General features: G+C 61.3%; 21 protein-coding genes. 7 read left to right on the forward strand and 14 right to left on the reverse strand.

Annotated features, from left to right (window positions below):
* Window positions 1-20: 20 nt before the first annotated feature.
* The 8 genes from N1937_RS30935 to N1937_RS30970 form a co-directional block, all read right to left on the reverse strand.
* The gene (locus tag N1937_RS30935) at window positions 21-761 is read right to left on the reverse strand and encodes a FadR/GntR family transcriptional regulator (protein ID WP_170256412.1); all 741 of its coding nucleotides are present in this window, start codon (window positions 759-761) and stop codon (window positions 21-23) included.
* A gap of 42 nt (window positions 762-803) precedes the next feature.
* The gene (gene kduD, locus N1937_RS30940) at window positions 804-1,568 is read right to left on the reverse strand and encodes a 2-dehydro-3-deoxy-D-gluconate 5-dehydrogenase KduD (RefSeq protein WP_311202860.1); all 765 of its coding nucleotides are present in this window, start codon (window positions 1,566-1,568) and stop codon (window positions 804-806) included.
* On the reverse strand, window positions 1,565-2,401 hold the full coding sequence (gene kduI / locus N1937_RS30945) for a 5-dehydro-4-deoxy-D-glucuronate isomerase (RefSeq protein ID WP_170256414.1): 837 nt from the start codon (window positions 2,399-2,401) through the stop codon (window positions 1,565-1,567). The genes kduD and kduI overlap by 4 nt, the downstream gene beginning before the upstream one ends.
* 615 nt (window positions 2,402-3,016) lie before the next feature.
* A complete protein-coding gene (locus N1937_RS30950; protein WP_003594835.1) occupies window positions 3,017-3,163 on the reverse strand; it encodes a DUF1127 domain-containing protein in 147 nt (48 codons plus the stop codon).
* A gap of 181 nt (window positions 3,164-3,344) precedes the next feature.
* Complete coding sequence (locus tag N1937_RS30955; RefSeq protein WP_170261561.1) at window positions 3,345-4,325, reverse strand: 3'-5' exonuclease; 981 nt, start codon at window positions 4,323-4,325, stop codon at window positions 3,345-3,347.
* A 12-nt stretch (window positions 4,326-4,337) separates the two neighbouring features.
* Entirely contained in the window at window positions 4,338-5,738 is a 1,401-nt protein-coding gene (locus tag N1937_RS30960; protein WP_260060296.1) for an ATP-binding protein, read from the reverse strand.
* On the reverse strand, window positions 5,735-6,409 hold the full coding sequence (locus tag N1937_RS30965) for a response regulator transcription factor (protein ID WP_017968460.1): 675 nt from the start codon (window positions 6,407-6,409) through the stop codon (window positions 5,735-5,737). The genes N1937_RS30960 and N1937_RS30965 overlap by 4 nt, the downstream gene beginning before the upstream one ends.
* 254 nt (window positions 6,410-6,663) lie before the next feature.
* Window positions 6,664-7,554: a haloalkane dehalogenase gene (locus tag N1937_RS30970; RefSeq protein ID WP_260060297.1), complete on the reverse strand. Its 891-nt coding sequence runs from the start codon at window positions 7,552-7,554 to the stop codon at window positions 6,664-6,666.
* Here N1937_RS30970 and N1937_RS30975 point away from each other — a divergent pair, their 5' ends adjacent.
* From N1937_RS30975 to N1937_RS30985, 3 genes are all read left to right on the forward strand, one after another.
* Window positions 7,555-8,067: a MarR family winged helix-turn-helix transcriptional regulator gene (locus N1937_RS30975; RefSeq protein ID WP_260060298.1), complete on the forward strand. Its 513-nt coding sequence runs from the start codon at window positions 7,555-7,557 to the stop codon at window positions 8,065-8,067. It begins immediately after the preceding gene.
* A gap of 63 nt (window positions 8,068-8,130) precedes the next feature.
* On the forward strand, window positions 8,131-9,402 hold the full coding sequence (locus N1937_RS30980; protein ID WP_260060299.1) for a flavin monoamine oxidase family protein: 1,272 nt from the start codon (window positions 8,131-8,133) through the stop codon (window positions 9,400-9,402).
* A 232-nt stretch (window positions 9,403-9,634) separates the two neighbouring features.
* Window positions 9,635-10,666, forward strand: a complete 1,032-nt coding sequence (locus tag N1937_RS30985; RefSeq protein ID WP_170256421.1) for an aldo/keto reductase — start codon at window positions 9,635-9,637, stop codon at window positions 10,664-10,666.
* A 157-nt stretch (window positions 10,667-10,823) separates the two neighbouring features.
* Here the strand turns inward: N1937_RS30985 and N1937_RS30990 are convergent, their stop codons facing one another.
* Complete coding sequence (locus tag N1937_RS30990) at window positions 10,824-12,608, reverse strand: APC family permease (RefSeq protein ID WP_017968468.1); 1,785 nt, start codon at window positions 12,606-12,608, stop codon at window positions 10,824-10,826.
* Window positions 12,609-12,857: 249 nt separating this feature from the next.
* Here N1937_RS30990 and N1937_RS30995 point away from each other — a divergent pair, with 249 nt between their 5' ends.
* From N1937_RS30995 to N1937_RS31010, 4 genes are all read left to right on the forward strand, one after another.
* Window positions 12,858-15,227, forward strand: coding sequence for a DUF1989 domain-containing protein (locus N1937_RS30995; RefSeq protein WP_260060300.1), 2,370 nt, complete (start codon window positions 12,858-12,860; stop codon window positions 15,225-15,227).
* A gap of 270 nt (window positions 15,228-15,497) precedes the next feature.
* A complete protein-coding gene (locus N1937_RS31000) occupies window positions 15,498-15,707 on the forward strand; it encodes a cold-shock protein (protein ID WP_003548109.1) in 210 nt (69 codons plus the stop codon).
* A gap of 227 nt (window positions 15,708-15,934) precedes the next feature.
* A complete protein-coding gene (locus N1937_RS31005) occupies window positions 15,935-16,159 on the forward strand; it encodes a hypothetical protein (RefSeq protein ID WP_017968470.1) in 225 nt (74 codons plus the stop codon).
* 247 nt (window positions 16,160-16,406) lie between these two features.
* Window positions 16,407-16,787 (forward strand): DUF6481 family protein, encoded by a 381-nt coding sequence (locus tag N1937_RS31010; RefSeq protein ID WP_017968471.1) that lies wholly within the window; start codon window positions 16,407-16,409, stop codon window positions 16,785-16,787.
* 41 nt (window positions 16,788-16,828) lie between these two features.
* Here the strand turns inward: N1937_RS31010 and minE are convergent, their stop codons facing one another.
* The 5 genes from minE to N1937_RS31035 all read right to left on the reverse strand — a co-directional run bounded on the left by minE (window position 16,829) and on the right by N1937_RS31035 (window position 20,967).
* A complete protein-coding gene (minE, locus tag N1937_RS31015) occupies window positions 16,829-17,089 on the reverse strand; it encodes a cell division topological specificity factor MinE (RefSeq protein WP_003574994.1) in 261 nt (86 codons plus the stop codon).
* The gene (minD, locus tag N1937_RS31020; protein WP_260060426.1) at window positions 17,086-17,901 is read right to left on the reverse strand and encodes a septum site-determining protein MinD; all 816 of its coding nucleotides are present in this window, start codon (window positions 17,899-17,901) and stop codon (window positions 17,086-17,088) included. The genes minE and minD overlap by 4 nt, the downstream gene beginning before the upstream one ends.
* 86 nt (window positions 17,902-17,987) lie before the next feature.
* On the reverse strand, window positions 17,988-18,707 hold the full coding sequence (gene minC / locus N1937_RS31025) for a septum site-determining protein MinC (RefSeq protein WP_222280317.1): 720 nt from the start codon (window positions 18,705-18,707) through the stop codon (window positions 17,988-17,990).
* Between the two features lie 199 nt (window positions 18,708-18,906).
* Window positions 18,907-19,509 (reverse strand): methyl-accepting chemotaxis protein, encoded by a 603-nt coding sequence (locus tag N1937_RS31030; RefSeq protein WP_164067234.1) that lies wholly within the window; start codon window positions 19,507-19,509, stop codon window positions 18,907-18,909.
* 120 nt (window positions 19,510-19,629) lie between these two features.
* Window positions 19,630-20,967 carry an NAD(P)-binding domain-containing protein gene (locus N1937_RS31035; protein ID WP_162115102.1) on the reverse strand — a complete coding sequence of 446 codons (1,338 nt, stop codon included), beginning with the start codon at window positions 20,965-20,967 and terminating at the stop codon, window positions 19,630-19,632.
* Window positions 20,968-20,983: the final 16 nt, after the last annotated feature.

Raw genomic sequence — 20,983 nt, forward strand, 5'->3', positions numbered from 1 at the left:
AGTTCAGGACGAGGCGCTGTCTATGCAGTAGCGTCGCGCAGCTCCTCGAAGCGCGCGGCGCTCTTCGACAGGTGGCTTCGGATGGCGCGGCGCGCGGCGGGCTCGTCACGGTCGCGGATCGCCGCGAAGATGGCATGGTGTTCCCTGCGCATGCGCGCCGCATGGCGCTTGCGCTCGGCTGATGTCATCTTGTCCAAGCGCGCCCATTGCCGCGGCACCATGATGTTGCCGAACGTATCGAAGAGGCGGCCGTAATAGGAGTTGTGCGTCGCGACCAGAATGGATCTGTGGAAGGCGTAATCCTCTTGCGCACCGTATCCGCCCTCCTCGAGCGCCTTGTCGAGGGCATCGAGACGGTCCTGCATGCGGTCGATGTCCTCCTGCGTGCGCCGCAGCGCCGCAAGGCCGGCGGCTTCGTATTCGATCCCCATGCGCAACTCCAGCACGCGCAGAACCTCGTCGATCGACTGCAGGTCGTTTGGAATGATGGAGAAGGATCTGGGCGTCGGATCGTTCGAGACGAAAGCTCCAAGGCCTTGCCGCGTGGTGATCAAACCCTTTGCCCGCAGCGCGGCGAGCGCTTCGCGAACGATCGTCCGGCTGACGCCGGTCGTTGCCATGATCGCCTGTTCGGTCGGCAGACGCTGGCCGGGCTTCAGGTCGCCGGACTCGATTTGCGCCGTCAACATATCGGCAAGGTTGCTGCGCAGGTTCGGCGCCTGCTGAATGGTATTGAAGACTGCGTTGTCCTTATTTTCCATCCTGTTTCGATCCTGGTGTCGAGGCGGCTGCGCCAAGAGCGATTATCGCGCCAGCCAACCGCCATCGACGGGCAGCACCGTTCCATGCACGTAGTCGGATGCCGATGATGCCAGGAATACGGCCGCGCCGCCGAGTTCATCAGGCGTTCCCCAGCGACCGGCCGGGATGCGGCCAAGGATGGCGGCATTGCGGTCGGCATCCTCGCGCAGCGCCGTGGTGTTGTTGGTGACGAAATAACCGGGGGCGATGGCATTGACGTTGACGCCCTTGCCGGCCCATTCGCAAGCAAGCAGCTTCGTCAGTCCCGCGAGGCCGCTTTTCGAGGCGGTATAGGAGGGAATGCGGATGCCGCCCTGGAAGGAGAGCAGCGAGGCGATGTTGATGATCTTGCCCCTGCCCTTGTCGACCATGTGGCGGCCGGCCGCCTGCGACAGGAAGAAAGCCGTCTTCAGGTTGACGTCGATCACCGCGTCCCAGTCTTCCTCGGTGAAGTCGAGCGCATCGGCGCGGCGGATGATGCCGGCATTGTTGACGAGGATGTCGAGGCCGCCGAAGGTCTGGATGGTCTCAGTGACAATCCGCTTGACCGGTTCGATGCTGGCAAGATCGGCCTTGATGACATGGAAGCGGCTTCCCGCTTCCTTCACCAGCGCCTCGGTTTCGTCCATCGAGGAGCGTCCGACGGCGACGATCGACGCACCAGCCTCTGCCAGTGCGGCCGCGATGGCTTGGCCGATACCGGTATTGGCGCCGGTGACGACGGCAACCCGGCCGGAAAGATCGAAGGGATTTGCCACGACGCTCACCTCAGATCCGCAATGGCGATATGGTCCATGTCGGTGAAGCTCTTATTGTCGCCGGCCATCGCCCAGATGAAGCTGTAATTCTTGGTGCCGGCGCCCGAATGGATCGACCAGGGCGGCGAGATGACCGCCTGTTCGTTGGCGACAAGCATATGCCGGGTCTGTTGCGGCTCGCCCATGAAGTGGAACACACGCTGCTCCGCTTCCAGATCGAAATAGAGATAGGCTTCCATGCGGCGGTCATGCGTATGGGCAGGCATAGTGTTCCAAACGCTGCCCGGTTCGATCATGGTGAAGCCCAGCGTGAGTTGGCAAGACTGGCAGACGTCCGGATGGATGAACTGGTAGATCGACCGCTTGTTGGCCGTTGCGGCTTCGCCCGGCGTCAGGTGACGGGCCTTTTCGCGGGTGAGCAACACGGTCGGGTGCGCTTGATGCGCCGGCGTCGAGACCAGATAGAATTTTGCCGGATTGGCAGCATCCGCGCTCTCGAACCTGATGTCCTTGGCGCCCTTGCCGACATAGAGGCAATCATATTTGGCAAGATCGTAATTCGTGCCGTCGACGATGATGCGGCCGGCACCGCCGATGTTCAGGGCGCCGAGTTCACGCTCAGCAAGGAAGGTTTCCTGTCCGATCGCTGTCGGAGCCGTCAGCGTTAGCCCGGGGCCGAGCGGCGTCGCGCCGCCGATGACCATCCGGTCGTAATGCGAATAGGTGAGCCGGATCTCGCCACTCGCGAAGACGGTTTCCACCAGAAAATGACGCCGCAGCGTCTCCGTGTCGAAATTGCGCACGGCCTCGGGATGGGAGGCGTGCCTCACGTCGATCTGCATGTCAATTTTCCTTCCGCTTCATTGTCGCCACGGGTCGTCTCTATCTCGGGAGCCAGTCTTGTCCGGCCGGTCCCGCCGCGGCGGTATCCAGTTGGTTACATAGTTGTACGACAAGTTTGCTGTCAACAGGTTTGTCGGTGGGCGCTTGAGGAGACGCAAGGCCCGCAAGAGCACGAAAGAAAATCTGGGAATAACAGGAGAATTTCTGGAAATGATTACGCCATCATCCAAGCGGTCGTTCTTGGCGCGATCCGGCAGTGCTATTGGCCAAAACGAAAAAAGCCTGCCGCGGGAGGAGGTGCGGCAGGCTTTCGTAAAAAACCGAACGACAGCTGGGAGGAGGAGTGCTGTCATTCCACAGACGACCCTGGGAGGAGGACGGGGCGCCTGTACATCGAAGGGACGCGGGAGGAGGTGCATCGCTTCGATAGAAATAATCATACTTATTTTCTTGCTCAGTTGATAGGCATTTCTTTGCAGGGCAGCTATGCGTTATGCGAAAAGCGGGAGGCTCGATTCACCTGGTCCATCTGCCGGAAGCACAAAAAGCAAAGCGCCCGCTCGGGAGGAAGCAGGCGCTGGCATGGTCTTGAAGATGCTTGGTCTAAGCTGCCGTTAGCGGGCGATGGCTGCGCGGGCGACGTTGCGGATGTCGCCGCGGCCGATGCCGAGGTCGTCCAGTTCGCGTGCGGACATACGACCCAGTTCAGCGACCGTCTGACGATACTTGCGCCAGTTATTGAAAGAGCGTGCTACGTTCATGATGATCCCCTTTCGTGGGCTTTCGAAGCTTAGCTGCCAGTCCTTGGCGCTTCGTTCGCTTCGATGAGGTGTATATAATATGAGACCGCCAATTATTGCAGCGCCAATGCGTCAGTGCACCTATGCGGCGCTTGCATGGGTCGCGATGTTTTGCAGCGTCAGGATCCGAACCGCTTCGCGGTCAGAGTTTGAAACGATCGAAGGCCGTCAGCCGCACCATCGGCGGCTCCGCCTCGGCCCACCGGTAAATATCCGAGCGCAGATAGGAAAGCTCGTCGCCGAGATCCTCTTCGCCGACTTCGATCCACCAGGACTTCAGGCGACCGTCGCTTCCGTCCGACCAGCGATAACCCCTCGCCTTCAGATGATCCTTCATCTCGAACGGGCTGTGTTCGGCAAAGATACGGATGCGCGAGCGCTGGCTGGCACGGTAGAGTTCGGTGAACGGGCTTTCACCGTCGCGCTGCTCTCGATCGAGGATTTCGAGGAGTGCGTGGCAGTCGTCCACGGCGCGATGGCCTTCGTGGAAATACCCGGCCTGGCCGACCAGATAGCCGAGCTTCGTACCCTCGAAGCCGCGGGCGCTCCAGTCGATCTCCGAAACCGAGCATGCCCAGGCCTTGCCGGTGAAAATCGTCGAGAAGGCCTCGCAGAACGGCCGGTCGAAACCGGCATTGTGGGCAATGATCAGATCCGCCGGCTCGATCAGAGTCCTCAGCGATTGGATATCGATGAGCTGTCCTTCGACCATCGCATCGGTGATACCGGTCAGCCGGGTGATCTCGGGCGGGATCGGCCGGGACGGCTGTTGCAGGCCGCCGTAAATGCCGAGGATATCGCCGATCGCACCGTCATCGTTGAAGGTAAATGCGACGGCGCCGATTTCGATGATCTCGTCGCTGCGGTGGTTGAGACCGGTGGTCTCCGTATCGAGAATGACGCCGAGTTGCGAAAACCCTGGCCGTCTGACTGACGCAACCGGCCGGGCGGTCAGCTTTCTCAAGATGCGATAGTTGCCGCTCTCTTCGAGCGCCCGCGCCATGTCTTCATCGGAGTGGACAACTGGCTGCGATGGCCGCCGGTGCGATGGACCGCGTGCCTTGGCTGTCGCGGGCGATGCCCTGGCAAACATGTCGAGTTGCGAATCTCTGTGCACGCTCATCGAATCTATATGTCACGGAGAGGCGATTGAATCCATCACTCGCGCCGGGCGCTGTGGACTATCCTCGCCTGCGGCCCTATCCGTCGGGAAGCTCAGCCGGCAGACCGCCCCGCGACTGTGGTTGTCGATGGTCACCTCGCCGCCGTGCATGCGCAGGATGTCACGAACGAGATTGAGGCCGAGGCCGACGCCGCGTCCGTCGTGATGGCGCTTGAAGAACGGCTCGAATATGCGATCTCGCATATCGGCGGGGATGCCCGGTCCCTCGTCCCTGACCTCGATCCAGTTGCAGCCTGATGTCAGCGAGATGGTGCCTTTCCTGCCGCCGTGGTTGATTGCGTTCTGCAGGATGTTCATCAGGGCGCGCTGCAGCGCCAGAGGATCGCCCTCGATCTCGCCGGCGCCGTCGACATCGAACTGCACCGTATAACCGGCGGCAAAGGCCAGCGGCGCCATCTCGATGATGACCTTCCTCGCCAGCTGGCCGAGATCGACCTTGGTGAACTGGACCTTGCCCTGTTTCAGCCGCTGAAGGTCGAGCATCTGCTCGGTGAGAACGGCAAGCCTCGCCGCATCTTCCAAGAGGTCGGTCTTGATCGAACTGTGCGGCAGGGATCCAATTCTCGTATTCAGAATGGCGATCGGCGTGCGCAACTCATGGGCGGCATCGGTCAGAAACCGTTCCTGCCGCTCATAACCCTCGTCGAGACGGCCGAGCGCGCGGTTGACGGCGTGCACCAGCGGCGCGATCTCTTCGGGAATATCGTTTTCCGACAGCCGGCCGCCACGCTGGTCGATATCGATCGTATCGGCCTGAAGCGCGGCCTGGTCGATCCCGACCAGCGATCGTCGCACGACGAGCGGCGTTGCGATCAGCGCGCCCAGTGCCATCACCGCGACGATGGGGATAACAATTTTCACAAGGATCAATGAGACGCGGAACAGGATGAAGGCGAGTGAGTTCGGGCCGTCGGTGCCCGTCAGAAACTGCACCCGTCCCCAATCCGTCGCAATCCACTTCATCCGGGCAGCCGGACGGTCGTGATCGCCGAGATCCGAGCCGAACTTTGCCTGGCCGACATGATCGAGCGTATTGCCGATGGTGGCATATTCTTCCGGAATCCGGCCCTCGGTCAAAACATGTCCCTGCACGTCGCGAATGGTGTACCAGAGATCGGACGCATCTTTCCGCAGCTGTCGCAGATCCTCGGTCTCCCTCAGGCTCAACTCTCCGGTGGGCTGGCGGAAGACGGCCTGGCGCAGGATCTCGATCGTGCCCTCCGTCGATCTGAATTCGGATATCTTGCCAACCGAAATCAGCACGATCATCACCAGGATGAGCACGACCGATTGCACGGCAAGAAGCCGCCAGAACAGGCGCTTGCGCAGCGAATAGGAGCATCGTTTGCTCATGATGCTTCACGCAGGAGATAACCCACGCCCCGGATAACGTTGATGACCACGCCCGCATGCGACGCTGCCAGTTTGCGACGCAACCGCGATATATGGGAATCGAGCGCATTCGACTGGATCTCGTCGTCGAAGCCGAAGACCGCTTCCATCAAGGCCGGTCGCGGCACCATGCGACCGGCCCGCCGCACCAGGCATTCGAGCACCAGCGCCTCCCGGCGCGGCATTTCCAGACGCCGGCCGGACACGATGATGTCGCAATAGGTCGGATCGAACGAAAGGCGGCCGATCGAGATCAGCGCCGGGCGCAAGGTTTCGGAGCGGCGCATCACGGCACGCAGCCGCGCCAGAAGTTCGTCGAAGACGAAGGGCTTGGCGAGGTAATCGTCGGCGCCGGTCTCAAGGCCGGTGATCCTGTCTGGAACCTCTCCCTTGGCGGTGATGACGATGATCGGCAGCGTCAGCCCTCTTTTACGGATCTTCGGAATGAGTTCGAGACCATCGCCGTCGGGCAGTTGCCGATCCAGGAGGACGGCGTCGTAGGCGCCGTCGCCGATCACCAGTTCGGCGTCGCACAGCGTCGAAACATGATCCATCACCATGTCGTGCCTGGTCAGGGCGCCTCGGAGCGCCACGGCCATTTGAGGTTCGTCCTCGATCAGTAATATGCGCATCTCACATTCCTACCGGCGGTCGGTCCGTAGGCGGACCATATCACCTAAGCATGTCCGCGGTGCCAGTCGTTCGTCGAATGCAAGATTGCCCCCTCATGGCCGAGGATAATTTCATCGTCACGCACGGCGCTGCTCGGTCGTCGATCGAAACGGGGCATGGGGCCTTCACGGTGGCTGATTGATCCCGTCCATGAACCGGCTCAACATTGCAACAGTCTGTCATGTCGCAGTCACGGTGACGCAGACGCTGATATTTATGCGTGAGACGCGACCTTCCGGCGCGTTGCTCTCAGCCCCCTCCTGTCGATCCAGCTTTTGATTTCGGCGGCAATCGCCTCGGGCTGGTCCTCGGGGGCGATGTGGCGCGCCGGCCCGCACCCCCTGATCTCCAGGCCTGCGACGTTGTCGCGACACCACGAAATCATCTCGCTGCCGATCAACAGCGTTTCGGAGGGACCGTCGAAGGTCAACAGCAGCTTGGGGACCTCAGGACTGGCGGAAAGCCAGCGGTCATAGGCCTCGATCCTGGCGACCACGTCGGCCGGCTCGCCGTTGATCGGCATGGCGCGCGGCCATTCCAGCAGCGGGCGTCGGCTGTTACGGTCGGGATAGGGTGCGCGGTAGACATCCCAGTCGAAATCGCTGAGCCCTTTCAGCGTGGTCGCGCGCAAGGCCTGTTCGATGAAGAAATTTTCGTCGAGGACCTTGGCCTCGCCGGTTCCCGCACCCCGCAACAGTTCATAACGCGCCTTTCCTCCACCCGGCAGATCCTCCCAGCCCATCGGCCGCAGGATGGTTTCCATGAAGGCGATGCCTCGCACCCGCTCGGCGTGGCGCGAGGCCCAGTCGAATGCCAGCGCACCACCCCAGTCGTGGCCGACGAGCACGACGTCGTCGAGGTCAAGCGCATCGAACCAGGCGTCGAGATAGGCGATGTGATCGCCATAGCGATAGCCGATATCGGGTTTGCCGGAGCGTCCCATGCCGATGAGATCGGGCGCCAGGCAGCGGCCAGGCCCGATGTCGGGCATGATGTTCCGCCAGAGATGCGATGAGGTGGGATTGCCGTGAAGGAAGACGATCGGGTCGCCCTCCCCCAGCTCCTCGTAGGAGATGAACGAGGTGAGGATATCGATGGTCGGCATATGGAGCTCCACGCTTTCGTGCTATATAGGCAGGCGACTGTCCATTTATCATATAGACAGATAACTGTCTATATCGCTGCGCGGGGGTTCATGCCGTCTTCTTCCCTTGGCCTGTTGTTGCGTCTGGTCCATCAGCATTGGACGCAGGCCGTCGAAGCGGCACTCGATGAGGCCGGCTACGGCGATATCCGCCCGCCGCACGCCAACGTCTTCACCTTCGCGCGGCCCGAGGGCATCCAGGTCAGCGAGCTGACCAGGCTCGCCCGTGTTCGCAAGCAGACGATGACGCAGGCCGTGGAAGAACTCGAGCGCTTGGGTTATGTCGAGCGTCGGCCCGATCCGAATGACCGGCGTGGCCGGCTGGTGTTTCTGACGGAAAAAGGCCAGGGGGTCAGGCCGATAGCGATGGCGGCGGGCCGGCGCGTCGATGAAAGCTGGGCGGCCCTGACCAGCCAGCAGCAGATGGACGATTTGCGAACAGCACTCCGGCGGCTGCTGGAACAGCTGCAATAGCGAAGCGGGGCTGGCATGAGAGCGACCCATTCCACTAACCGTCGCGCGACCGAAGGAGAATGTATGCCTGGTGACAACAGCAAAGGTGCCGACGAGGATGTCGTCGTCATCGGCGCCGGAGCCGCCGGCATTGCCGCCGCCCGCCGCCTGCAGGCAATCCGCCCGGATCTTTCCATCCTCCTGCTTGAAGCCGGCGATCGTCTCGGCGGTCGCGCCTGGACGGTCGCACTGCCTGAAGCCGCCGATATCGGGCTCGATCTCGGCTGCGGCTGGCTGCATGGCGCAAGGACCAATGCCTGGACTGCGATCGCCGGCGAGGTCGGACTGACGGTCGACCGCACGCCCGCGCCCTGGAACGATGGCGGACGGCGGCTTCAGCGGGATGACGCGGCGGCGCGTGCCGCAAGGCAGGCGATCGGCGCCTATTTTGAGCGCCTCGAGAGCCACGAAGGGAATGACGCAGCCATGGCCGATATGCTCGAGCCCGGCAATCCCTGGAACCGCCAGATCCGGGCAATCGGCACCTATATCACCGGCGCCGAACTGGAGCGGTCGTCGGTCGTCGATTACAACAGATACGATCCCGGCCCTGGCCCTGACTGGCGGGTGCGCGAGGGCTATGGAACGCTGGTCTCGCTTTACGGCAAGCCGGTTCGGGCAAGGCTCGGCACCGAAGTCACACGCGTCGACCATCGCAATGCCGGCCGTATCGCCATCGAGACGAACCAGGGTGTGCTCAGTGCCCGCGCGGTGCTGGTGACCGTTTCGACGAATGTGCTTGCCGCCGGCAAGATCGCCTTCGACCCGCCGTTGCCTGACAAGATCGAGGCAGCAGCCCGTTTGCCGCTCGGGCTCGCCGACAAGCTCTTCTTGAAGCTCGCAAACCAGGAGGCGCTGCCGGCGGATACGCATATGCTCGGCTCTACCAGTCGCGGCGCAACCGGCACCTATCAGTTCCGACCCTTCGGCGCTCCCGTCGTCGAGGCTTATTTTGCCGGCGACCTCGCACATTATCTGGAGGGGCAAGGTAGAGAGGCTGCCTTCTCCTTCGCTGGAGACGAACTGGCGGCACATTTCGGCGCGGACATCCGCAAGGAGCTGTCGGTCGCCGCGATGTCGGCCTGGGCCGCAGCGCCCCATATCGGCGGCTCCTATTCCTACGCCGGACCCGGCGCCTCCGATCTGCGTGGCCGTCTCGCTGCGCCGCATGACGGGCGGATCTTCTTTGCCGGCGAAGCCTGTTCGACATCGCGTTATTCGACGGCGCACGGCGCCTACGAGACCGGCGTTGCTGCAGCCGAGCTGATCGCAGCGTCTTTTTCGCAAAGTCCGTAACCTTCGCCGGCCGCGATGGCAGGCAGGAATATTTTTTTCTCACTTGGTCGCGCGGACGGGATTGGTTATGCTCCCCCTCGCCCCTGTGCTCCCAGCCCAGGGCGCTATACGTCATCCGGCGGCGAGCGGCCGCCTCAAGCACAATATTGTCATTGTCATTGATTGCAGGAGCCCCGGCTTCTACCCCGACCGTTTGCGTGTCGGCTACGGGTATCCGCATGAGGAGGAAGAAATGGATTATCGCAAGCTCGGTCCCAGCGGGACCGTTGTCACCGCCTATTGCCTCGGCACCATGACCTTTGGCGCAGAGGCCGATGAGGCCGCCTCACACAAGCTGCTCGACGATTATTTCGCCTGGGGCGGCAATTTCATCGATACCGCGGATGTCTACAGCGCCGGCAAGTCGGAAGAGATCATCGGACGCTGGCTGAAGGCGCGCCCGACCGAGGCCCGCCAGGCGATCGTTGCCACCAAAGGGCGGTTTCCGATGGGCAACGGCCCCAACGATATCGGCCTGTCGCGCCGGCATCTTAGCCAGGCGCTCGACGATTCGCTCCGCCGCCTCGGCCTCGAGCAGATCGATCTCTACCAGATGCATGCCTGGGACGCGCTGACGCCGATCGAGGAGACGCTGCGCTTCCTCGACGATGCGGTTTCATCCGGCAAGATCGGCTATTACGGCTTCTCCAACTATGTCGGCTGGCACATCGCCAAGGCCTCGGAGATCGCCAAGGCGCGCGGTTATACCCGCCCGGTGACGCTGCAGCCGCAATATAACCTGCTGGTGCGCGACATCGAGCTTGAGATTGTCGCGGCCTGCCAGGATGCCGGCATGGGCCTGCTGCCGTGGTCGCCGCTCGGCGGCGGCTGGCTGACCGGCAAGTACAAGCGCGATGAGATGCCGACCGGCGCCACCCGCCTCGGCGAAAACCCCAATCGCGGCGGCGAATCCTATGCGCCGCGCAATGCGCTGGAACGAACCTGGGCGATTATCGCTGTCGTCGAGGAGATCGCCAAGGCGCATGGCGTCAGCATGGCGCAGGTGGCGCTCGGCTGGACGGCGGCACGGCCGGCGGTCACATCCGTCATCCTCGGCGCCCGCACGCCGGAACAGCTCGCCGACAACCTCGGCGCGATGAAACTGAAGCTCTCCGACGACGACATGGCGCGGCTCAACGAGGTGAGTGCGCCCCAGCCTTTCGACTATCCCTATGGCAAGGGTGGCATCAACCAGCGCCATCGCAAGATCGAGGGTGGCCGCTGAGCCCTCCTTCTGTCTCCGAACAAACCCTGTCCGCTTCTCGCCGAAGCGGACAGATCTCCGTTGATGGCGGCGAGACGATCGCTCGATCCCCGCTTCCACGCAAAAAGCCGCCATGTTTCCATGGCGGCTTGGCGGCCTATCTGCTTGGGAGGCGATTTTAGGCCGGAAGCTGGAAGATCACGTTGGCGATCAGAACGATCGCCAGGCCGCCGGCGAGTGCGAGATAGGGCAGGATGCCGGCTTTCTTGATGCCGAGATCCTGGCCGACGAGTCCGAGATCCTCCATCGCGCCTGCGGGGAATTTGCCGCCGTCGCGCACATAGTGGCGATAGGCGAAGACCGGCAGGATCAGGGCGGCGAAGATAAAGCCGACCCAGAGCGCATTGGAATAACCCCAGACCTTGGCACCCGCACCGAGGAACAGCGCGTTGACGAAGGCCAGCACGGTGTTGAGGCCGATCAGCCAGGTCGGCGCCTTCCAGGGGCGTTCGATATGACCGGAATCCATCCGGTGGATCCAGCCGGAATTGAGGTTCAGGAAGTTGAAGATAATGTAGCCGACATTCGAGACGGCGAGCACGAAGAAGTAGCCGCCGGCATCCGAGGCGATCGCCAGCAGGAAGAGATTGAAGGCGAAATCGGTCCACATCGCCCGGGTCGGCGCGCCGTGCTCGTTGACGTGGTCGAGATATTTCGGCAGCCAGCCATCTTTCGAGCCCTGGTAGAGCGTGCGCGAGGAACCGGCCATTGCCGTCATGATGGCGAGGAAGAGTGCCATGATCATCAGTACGACGAGCAACTGGGTAACGACGCGGCCGGCGCCGATTAGGCCGCCGAGCGCTTCGGCAACACCGGTGCCATCGACGATGCCGGGGGCCAGCATGCCTGCGTGGCCAAGAACGCCCTGGAAGGCGAAGGGGACGAGGAAGAAGAACAGGCAGCAGGCAAGGCCGGAATAGAAGATCGCCTTGAAGGTGTCGGTCTTCGGGTTCTTGAGTTCGCGGGTGTAGCAGACGGCCGTCTCGAAGCCGTAGGTCGACCAGGCGGCGATATAGAGGCCGCCGAGGAAGAGTGTCCAGCCGCCGTTGCTCCAGGTGCCGTCGACAGCGGCATAGGCGGCTGTCGGCGGCACGAGACCGGTGACGTTGGTGGCAAGGATATGGCCGCTGACGATCGGATAGAGGCCGATGATGAGCAGCGGCACCAGCACAATGATGGCCAGCCACTTCTGCACGCTTGCCGTTTCGGAAATGCCGCGATGCTGGATCGCGAAGATGACCAGCATCAGGATGCCGCCGATGAAGAAGGTGGCGTTGATATTGGCGGTGGCAAGGAAGGGAATGTTGAAGCTCAAGAGCGACCAGCTGCGGATCGCCGGCGTCAGGGCGGCGACACCGTCGGTGCCGAGCAATGCCTTGACGGCGTCATCCGGCGTCGTGCCGGCATGGGCTGCAATATATTCGGCGACGCGGGGGCTGTCGGCCGTGATGGAAGCGGCATGCGCTGAGATCCAGTCGAGGACCATTTGCGAATCCGCCGCGGGAATCGGATAGAATGCGTTGAGGATGTAACCGGCGGCGATGGCGCAGCCGAGCGACAGCACCGGCGACCAGGCAAACCAGTTGCACCAGACGGACAGCGGCGCGATGAATTTCGAATAACGCAACCAGGCGGTGGCGCCATAGACCGAGGCGCCGCCGGATTTGTTGGCGAACATGCCGGCGATCTCGGCATAGGTGAAGGATTGCAGGAAACCCATCACCATCGAGATGATCCAGACGACGAAGGCGAGCTTGCCCGTCGTGCCCGCAATCCCGCCGATGGAGAAAAGAACAAGCGGCGGCACGCCCGCAGCCACCCAGAATGCGCCCTTCCAGTCGAGCGCGCGTACAAGCTTACCTTCGGTGCCGGATGCAATCCCGGCCTCCACAATATCTGTCATCAGTGAAATTCCCCATTCTATTTGTTCCGGACGTATCTTTGTACGTCTCCCTGAACGTGTCTCCCTGACAGTCTCAAGCCCGCCCGGATAATTTTGACGATCCGTGTTCCCGACGGATTTCCCGAGTCTCAACTCTTTATGCATAGTGAAGATATTTTCTTTTTAGTCAACATCGCTTTACTTTCCACAGCCATTTTGTAAACCTGTGTCCGCATGCCGGAGGGCATGCCCGATCCCCATGAGGGCAGAATGCGAGAACTTCATCCTGCTATGACAGGCCTGCGGCCGGCCGCTCCGAGCCTCGTGCATTATCCCGGCATTCCCACCCTGCCGGAGGGAACTGAGCGCTACAGGGCAAAGGGCGGCGGATCGGTCGTTATGCGCGTCGAGCCGGGCGACCGGGTCAGCGTCATCGACAGCGAGGGCGGGCAGGTCTGCGAGATCTCCTTCCTCGACGAGAAAGGCCGCTTCCTGGCGGCCGGTCTCGGGACCGCATTCAGCAATTCAGCCGATGGTTTGAAGGCCATTCTTCAAGCGGAGGATGAGAGTGCTGCCCGCACGCGTGCTGCGCTTCAGCGTCGCGGCGCCGATCTGGCAGTTGCCGGCGCGCTCTGCATCTTCGGGGCGGGATCGACCCCGGGCAGCCAGGCGGATTTCACGATTTCCATGAAGGGCCTGTTGATCGTCGCAGCACCGGCCAGCGCCATGTCGCCGGAGGCGCAGGATACGGCGACGCCGATCGAGATCAGGATCAAGCGCAGCCTGCTGATCCGCGATTATGCCTCCGCTTTGCCGGAACCGGCCGCCGATCCGATCGAGGATATCCGCATCCGGGCGGCGACCGCCGCAGCCTATTTCGTGCGGGCCGGCGAATTCATCCAGATCATCGACGTCTATGGACGCCAGTGCACCGATTTCCAGGCTTTTGCCGCCCGCAAGGTCGACAAGGGTCTCGACCTCGCGCTTGATTCCACCGTCACCCGCACGCTGCTCGGCCGCAGCTATCCAATGCCGGGTCTCCCCTCCAAGGCCTTCGACCGCGACTTCGAGCCGCTGGTCGAAATCGTCCAGGATACGGTCGGACGTCACGACGCTTTCGCGACCGCCTGCAATTCGCGCTATTACGACGACATGGGTTATCCCGGCCACGTCAATTGCACGGATAATTTCAACGCGGCGCTGGCACCTTACGGCATTGCCAGCCGCAAGGGGTGGGAAGCGCTGAACTATTTCTACAACACCAATATCGACCACAACAACCAGCTCTATCTCGACGAGCCCTGGTCGCGCCCGGGCGATTACGTGCTGATGCGGGCGCTGACCGACCTCGTCTGCGTCTCCTCGTCCTGCCCTGACGATATCGACGCGGCGAACGGCTGGGATCCGACGGATATCCACGTCCGCACCTTTTCCGGAAAAGAGAAATTCTCACGAGCGGTAGCCTATCGCATGACCCCAGATGCCGACGCCGAACTGACACGCGAAACCGCCTTCCATCCTCGCCTCTCCGCGTTGACGCGGGACTACACCGAATATCGCGGCTTCTGGCTGCCGAACCGCTTTTCCAGCGAAGGGCCGGTCGAGGAATACTGGGCCTGCCGCGAGCGCGCCGCCGTCATCGATCTCTCACCCTTGCGGAAATTCGAGGTGACGGGGCCGGATGCCGAGGAACTGCTGCAATATTGCCTGACGCGCGATGTGCGCAAGCTGTCGACCGGCCAGGTCGTCTATTCCGCCATGTGCTACGAAAACGGCGGCATGATCGATGACGGCACGCTGTTCCGGCTCGGCGACAAGAACTTCCGCTGGATCGGCGGCGATGATTTCAGCGGCATATGGCTGCGCCAGCAGGCGGAGAAGAAGGGCTTCAAGGCTTGGGTCCGCTCTTCGACCGACCAGATGCACAATATCGCTCTGCAAGGTCCGAAGAGCCGCGATATCCTCAAGGAAATCGTCTGGACGGCGCCGCGCCAGCCTGACATCGGCGAACTCGAATGGTTTCGCTTCACTGTCGGCCGCATCGGCGGCTTCGAGGGTACCCCGATCGTCGTCTCGCGTACTGGTTACACCGGCGAACTCGGCTACGAGATTTTCTGTCATCCGAAGGATGCGCTGACGGTGTTCGACGCCGTCTGGAAGGCGGGCCAGCCGCACGGATTGAAGCCGATGGGGCTGGAGGCGCTCGACATGGTCCGCATCGAGGCGGGTCTGATCTTTGCCCATCACGAATTCACCGATCAGACCGACCCGTTCGAGGCCGGGATCGGCTTCACGGTGCCGCTGAAATCCAAGCAGGACGAATTCATCGGCCGCGAGGCGCTGATCCGGCGCAAGGAGCATCCGCGCCATCTGCTCGTCGGGCTCGACATCAAGGCCAACGAGGCCGTCGGCCATGGCGATTGCATCCATATCGGCCGGGCCCAAGTGGGCGTTGTCACCAGCGCCACGCGCTCGCCGATCCTCGGCAAGACGATCGCGCTCGCCCGCATCGACGTGATGCATGCGAGCCCCGGCACCGAGGTCGAGATCGGCAAGCTTGACGGCCACCAGAAGCGCCTGCCGGCGACGGTCGTGCCGCTTTCGCATTATGACCCGCAGAAGACGCGGCCGCGCTCGTAATGCCTGCTTTTGAGGTCGAGGCCGGCGATCGGCGTCCCGGCATGCAAGGCGGCCGAGATGCAACCTGATGATGAGTGAACGGCCCTGAAAAACTAAAAGTTGACAAATTCGGGTTGAGTGACTATATCTCGGTAGTCGATATTGCTTGTTTGACTTTTGTTATCGCACGCTGGCAACGTGCCCTGGACGAACTTCCCTCTTCAAAATCGAGATCATCATCCGTCGTGCTTCCGCACGTGCGGTCGTTCAATTGCTATGAAAGGGTTTGTTATGACCACTGGCACAGTTAAATGGTTCAATTCCACCAAGGGCTTCGGCTTCATTCAGCCTGACGACGGCGGCGCTGACGCCTTCGTTCACATTTCTGCCGTCGAACGCGCTGGCATGCGCGAAATCGTCGAAGGCCAGAAGATCGGCTACGAGCTTGAGCGCGATAACAAGTCGGGCAAAATGTCCGCTTGCAATCTCCAAGCTGCTTAAACTGAAATCTGCTTTCCTTTGACCGCGGATGTACCGGCACTGTCGAAAGTATGATACTATCAAGGTCAGGCACGTTGCCTGGCCTTTTTTGCTGAGTCGGCCAGCGGGATGCTGCACAATTTCTTAAACGCGGAATTCGTTTAACGAATTGTGCAGAATTCAAAGCGTTACAGCGTCCTTTGCGCGTCTGAAAGACGTGCGGCGCTGTGATAAAATCCAGGATTGATATGACAGAGTCACATAGCAAATCACGCAAGCAGGCGGAGATTGCCTTCGGAAACGTGCAATCGCAGTTCCTGGCGCGAAGCCGCGCGGTCGAAGAGATCGATTCGACCGTACGTGCCCGCGAGGAAAAAACCTTGCGGTTACGCGAAGCGCGTGAGGCCAAGGAATTGCAGGATCGCTTGACAGGGGTTACTGCTCCTGTCGCGAAGCGAAAAAAGAAAATCTGACCCTATGGCATAATTCCTTAAATCGGATTCGATTTCAGGATAAAGCCATGTGCAGTTCAAGGTATTACAGCGCCTTTGCGCGTCTGATGGCGTGCGGCGCCATGGAACAAGATGAGTTTACGCCGGATCGGCCTAAACTCTGAATCTTGTCCTAAATTAAAGAGTTAGAACATGATTTCGTCCGAAAACCGCGCAGATTTTTCGGCATCATGCTCTAGGGTCGAAGTCAAACAGTCAGGAAACAGATTTGAAAAACGCCAAAAACAACGAGCTTTCCGATCGCCGCAGCGCCGCTGCCGAAGCCAAGGCGGCTCTCCTCAACGCGTATCGTAACGCCAAGGATTCAGCCGAACCCACAAGGCTGGCAAAGCAGGCGGAGCGTCAAGCCATTGCCGCGGCCAGGGAAGAACGTCGCGCTCAGCGAGAACGGGTCAAGCTCGAAGAGCAGGAGCGGGCTCAGGCCGCGGAAGCCGAACGTCAGGCTGCCGCCGAAGCCGCAGCACGCGCCGATGCCGATGCCCGCGAAGCGGCTGACAAAGACCGGATCGCTCGCGTGATTGCCGACGAAGCCGCCCGAAAGGCCGAGCGCGACCGGCGCTACGCCAATCGCAAAGCCAGACAGTCCTGATCGTCAGCGCCGCCTGTCGTCAGGACAGGCAGCGCTGTCTTTCAGGCAGCCTGCACGGCTGCATTCAGCGGGATTTCGACGTCGATTTCGAGCGTCGAAACGTACTCGTTGCGATCGATCGTCACCTGCACCTTGTCGTGATCGAGCTGCACGTGCTTTGCGATCACCGCAAGGATTTCCTCGCGCAGCAGGGAGACCAGGTCCGACCCCGCCGAGGAACGTTCATGGGCGAGAAGGACCTGCAACCGTTCGCGGGCGGCCGGTGCGGTTCTCTGCTTGTTGAAAAGACGGAAAATATTCATGCCGCCCTCCGTCCGAAGATCTTGCCGAAAATATTGCGCTTTTCCTCTGGGATGGCGATCGGCACGACTTCACCAGCGAGCCGGCGAGCGGCGTCGAAATAGGCCATCGCAGCCGCGCTGCGGCTGTCTGCCAGCGTGACCGGCGCACCGATATTGGATGCACGCAGAACATCCATGCTTTCGGGTATGATGCCGAGCAGCGGGATGGACAGGATTTCCAGCACGTCGTCGACCTTGAGCATGTCGCCGCGTTCGGCGCGGCTGGCGTCGTAGCGGGTGAGCAGCAGGTGCTTTTCCATCCGTTCGCCGCGTTCGGCCTTGGCGGTCTTGGCATCCAGCAGGCCGATGATGCGATCCGAATCGCGCACCGACGAGACCTCGGGATTGGTGACGACCACGGCAACATCGGCGTGGCGCATGGCAAGCGTCGCACCGCGCTCGATCCCGGCGGGGCTATCGCAGATGATCCAGTCGAAATAGCGCTTCAGGTCGTTGATGACGCGCTCGACGCCCTCGGCCGTCAGGTTGTCCTTGTCTCGCGTCTGCGAGGCCGGCAGCAGGAACAGCGTCTCCAGCCGCTTGTCGCGGATCAGCGCCTGGGTAAGCTTGGCGTCGCCCTGGATGACATTGATCAGGTCGTAGACGACCCTGCGCTCGGCGCCCATCACCAGGTCGAGATTGCGCAGGCCCACGTCGAAATCGACGACGACGACTTTTTCGTTGCGTTGCGCCAGCGCCGCTCCCAATGCGGCGGTCGAGGTCGTCTTGCCAACCCCACCCTTGCCTGACGTGACGACGATCACTTTCCCCATCATTGTCTCTCCTTTGCCGTGGCCCCAGTAATTCGAAGTGTTGAAGCGTCCTTTGCGGCTCTCGATGAGACGCGCGGGCGCTGTTGTCAGATCAGTTTCTCTGCCATGATCGCGTCGTCTTCGAGCCAGAGCTGAACAGCCTGTCCGCGAAGATTGGGCGCCATGTCTTCCGCCATCTTGTAGATACCGTCGATTGCAACCAGCTCGGCCTCGAGCTTGCGGCAAAAGATCCGCGCCGATGCGTTTCCGATGGACCCCGCCATGGCTCGGCCACGCAAGGCGCCGTAGATATGGACGGACCCGCCGGCGATGACCTCGGCACCCGAGGCGACCGAACCGATGACGGTGACGTCGCCTTCCGGAAAGATCACCGATTGCCCGGAGCGCACCGGCTCCCTGATGACGATCGATTGCATGGTTGGGCGGGTCTCTGCCACTGCCGGTTTGCCGGGCTGATCGGCAGGCTCCTTTGCCTGAACCTCGATATCGGAAACCGAACGACCGCCTTTGAGTGCCGGCGGCATGCCGGACCCGAGGATCGAAGGCCGTGCGCCCTCGATGCCCATGATGCTGACATTGCGCTTGGCAAGTTCGGCAATCAGGTCCTTCAGCTGCGGTCGGTCGATTTGCAGGTCCGTCAGGTCGAGCACGACAGGCCGTCCGAGGAAGAAGCCGGCCGAACGCGCGGCCAGATCGTCCAGTCGGATCAACCAATCATCGATCGGAAGATCCGGAGACAGCATGACCGCGAGGAAAGAGCGGCCCTTGATGCGGATGGAGCGAGCGTCTGTTAGCACTTTGGTCATCTATGTGAAGAAATCGTTGACCATGTCTACCGCTGCTATGGTTAACAATAAGTTAACGCGGCCTTAACATTCCCCACAATCACAGCCGATTCTTCAAGAGCCGGACTGTCGTAAGCCATTGGAAAAGCGATGCAATCTCCGGAAGAACGGAACGGTTAATAATGCGGCTTTGAACTTGGGCCGCAAATCGGGTTAACGCTCAGCCTTCCGCCTTGCGTTGTGCGTTGGAAATGGCGCGCGCGGCCTCTTCCGAGGAGTTGGCGAGCGTGCGCATCTCGGCGGCCAGCACGGCAAATCCCGATCCGGCCGTGCCGGCGCGGGCGGCCTCGATGCCGGCATTGACGGCCAGCAGCTTCAAGTAGCGCAGCGATTGCAGGATTTCATTGGTCTTCGAGGCGGTGATGCGCATGTCGGCAGTCTGGTCATCGATTCGCTGGTAGAGTGATTCGATGTTGATGATGCTGCCTTCGAGATAGAGAAGCTCACCCTTCTCGTCCCAGATGCCGCCGCCGGTCTCGGTGACCCAGATGAGATGACCCATGGCATGGCGGATGCGGTATTCCATCGTCCAGTCCGTGCGCTTCTCCAGCGCCCGTCCGACGATCTCGTCCATCAGAGGCACGTCTTCCTCGTACATGATCGAGGTAAAGGTCCGGGTGCGGTTGCCGATGATTTCGTCGACGGGATAACCGAAAATGCGCTCGATGCCATCGGTCATCTCTAACATCGTGTAGTTTTCGTCGGCACGGCAGCGATAGAGAAAACCGCTCATGCGCCCGAGAATGCTCGTTTGAAAATCCATGAAGGCCACATTCGAAGAGAAGAGTTGCAGATGGATTTATATCGTCTCATTTAAAAGGCGCACGTCACAATGCCGGAAGAGAGCGCGAACACCCTCCTCCGGCAATGCAGGCCCGCCTCATCAGTTGCGTAGATATTCCTCCATGGAATCGTCGAGCGCCTCGACCCAGGGCGTGTGGTGCGTCGGCGACAGGTTGCCGGTCATCAGCGATCGGTAGGCATGGTCGCGGAAGCCCATGATGTTGTGGGCCTTGTGATGTTCCCACTCCATAAAGGTCTGGTTGGTCCCCTCGATGTCGAAGGAGGGATAATCGGTTTCGGCAAGCAGTTCCTTCACATAGTCGCCCTGATACCAGATCATCTGCTCGGCATCTTCGAGCGTCTCCTCGCGGGCGCGCCACATGTCGAAATTGGCCTTCAGTTCCTCTTCCGGCGGCAGGGCGATGCGGCCCATCATCACGTCACGCGTCCACCAGGCCTGCACGTCGAACATGTTGAAGGTGTAGAACTGGTCCTGCATGCCGATATAGAAAAGCTGCGGGTTCTTGTCGAAGATCACCCCCTTGTAGAGGCTGTCGGCCCAGAGGCGGTTGGCGGTCTTCAACCGGAGATCATCGGGGAGGAAGGGGAAGTGGTGCTGGTATCCGGTGCAGAGGATCACCGCATCGACCTCTTTGGTCGAGCCGTCGAGGAAGTGCGCCGTGCGATTTTCGAGCTTCACCAGCAGTGGCCGCTCCTCGAAATTATCGGGCCATTTGAAGCCCATCGGCTTCGAACGGTAGCTCGTGGTCACCGATTTCGCGCCGTATTTCCAGCATTGCGAGCCGATGTCCTCGGCCGAATAGCTGCGGCCGACGAGCAGGATGTCCTTGCCCTTGAACTCCAACGCGTCGCGGAAGTCGTGGGCGTGCAGCACGCGGCCGTTGAACGTCCTCACGCCCTCGAAATAGGGCACGTTCGGCGTCGAGAAGTGACCCGATGCCACGACGACATAGTCGAACTCCTCGTCATACATCCGGTCCTCGATGCGGTTATGCGCCGTCACCGTGAATTTCTTCGTCTGATCGTCGAAGCGGACCATGCGAACCGGCGTGCTGAAGCGCACCCAGTGGCGAACATTCGCCTTCTCGACGCGGCCCTTGATATAATCCCAGAGCACGGCGCGCGGCGGATAGGAAGCGATCGGCTTGCCGAAATGCTCCTCGAAGGAATAGTCGGCAAATTCGAGGCATTCCTTCGGTCCGTTCGACCAGAGGTAACGATACATGCTGCCGTGGACCGGCTCGCCATATTCGTCGAGCCCGGTGCGCCAGGTATAGTTCCAGAGCCCGCCCCAGTCCGACTGCTTTTCGAAGCAGACGATCTCCGGGATCTCGGCGCCCTTCTGCGCGGCCGATTGAAAGGCGCGCAGCTGCGCCAGCCCGGAGGGCCCGGCACCGATGACGGCTACTCTTGTCATGAAGCATTCCCCTCTT

It is taken from the genome of Rhizobium sp. WSM4643, from assembly GCF_025152745.1.
Classification (GTDB): Bacteria; Pseudomonadota; Alphaproteobacteria; order Rhizobiales; family Rhizobiaceae; genus Rhizobium; species Rhizobium leguminosarum_I.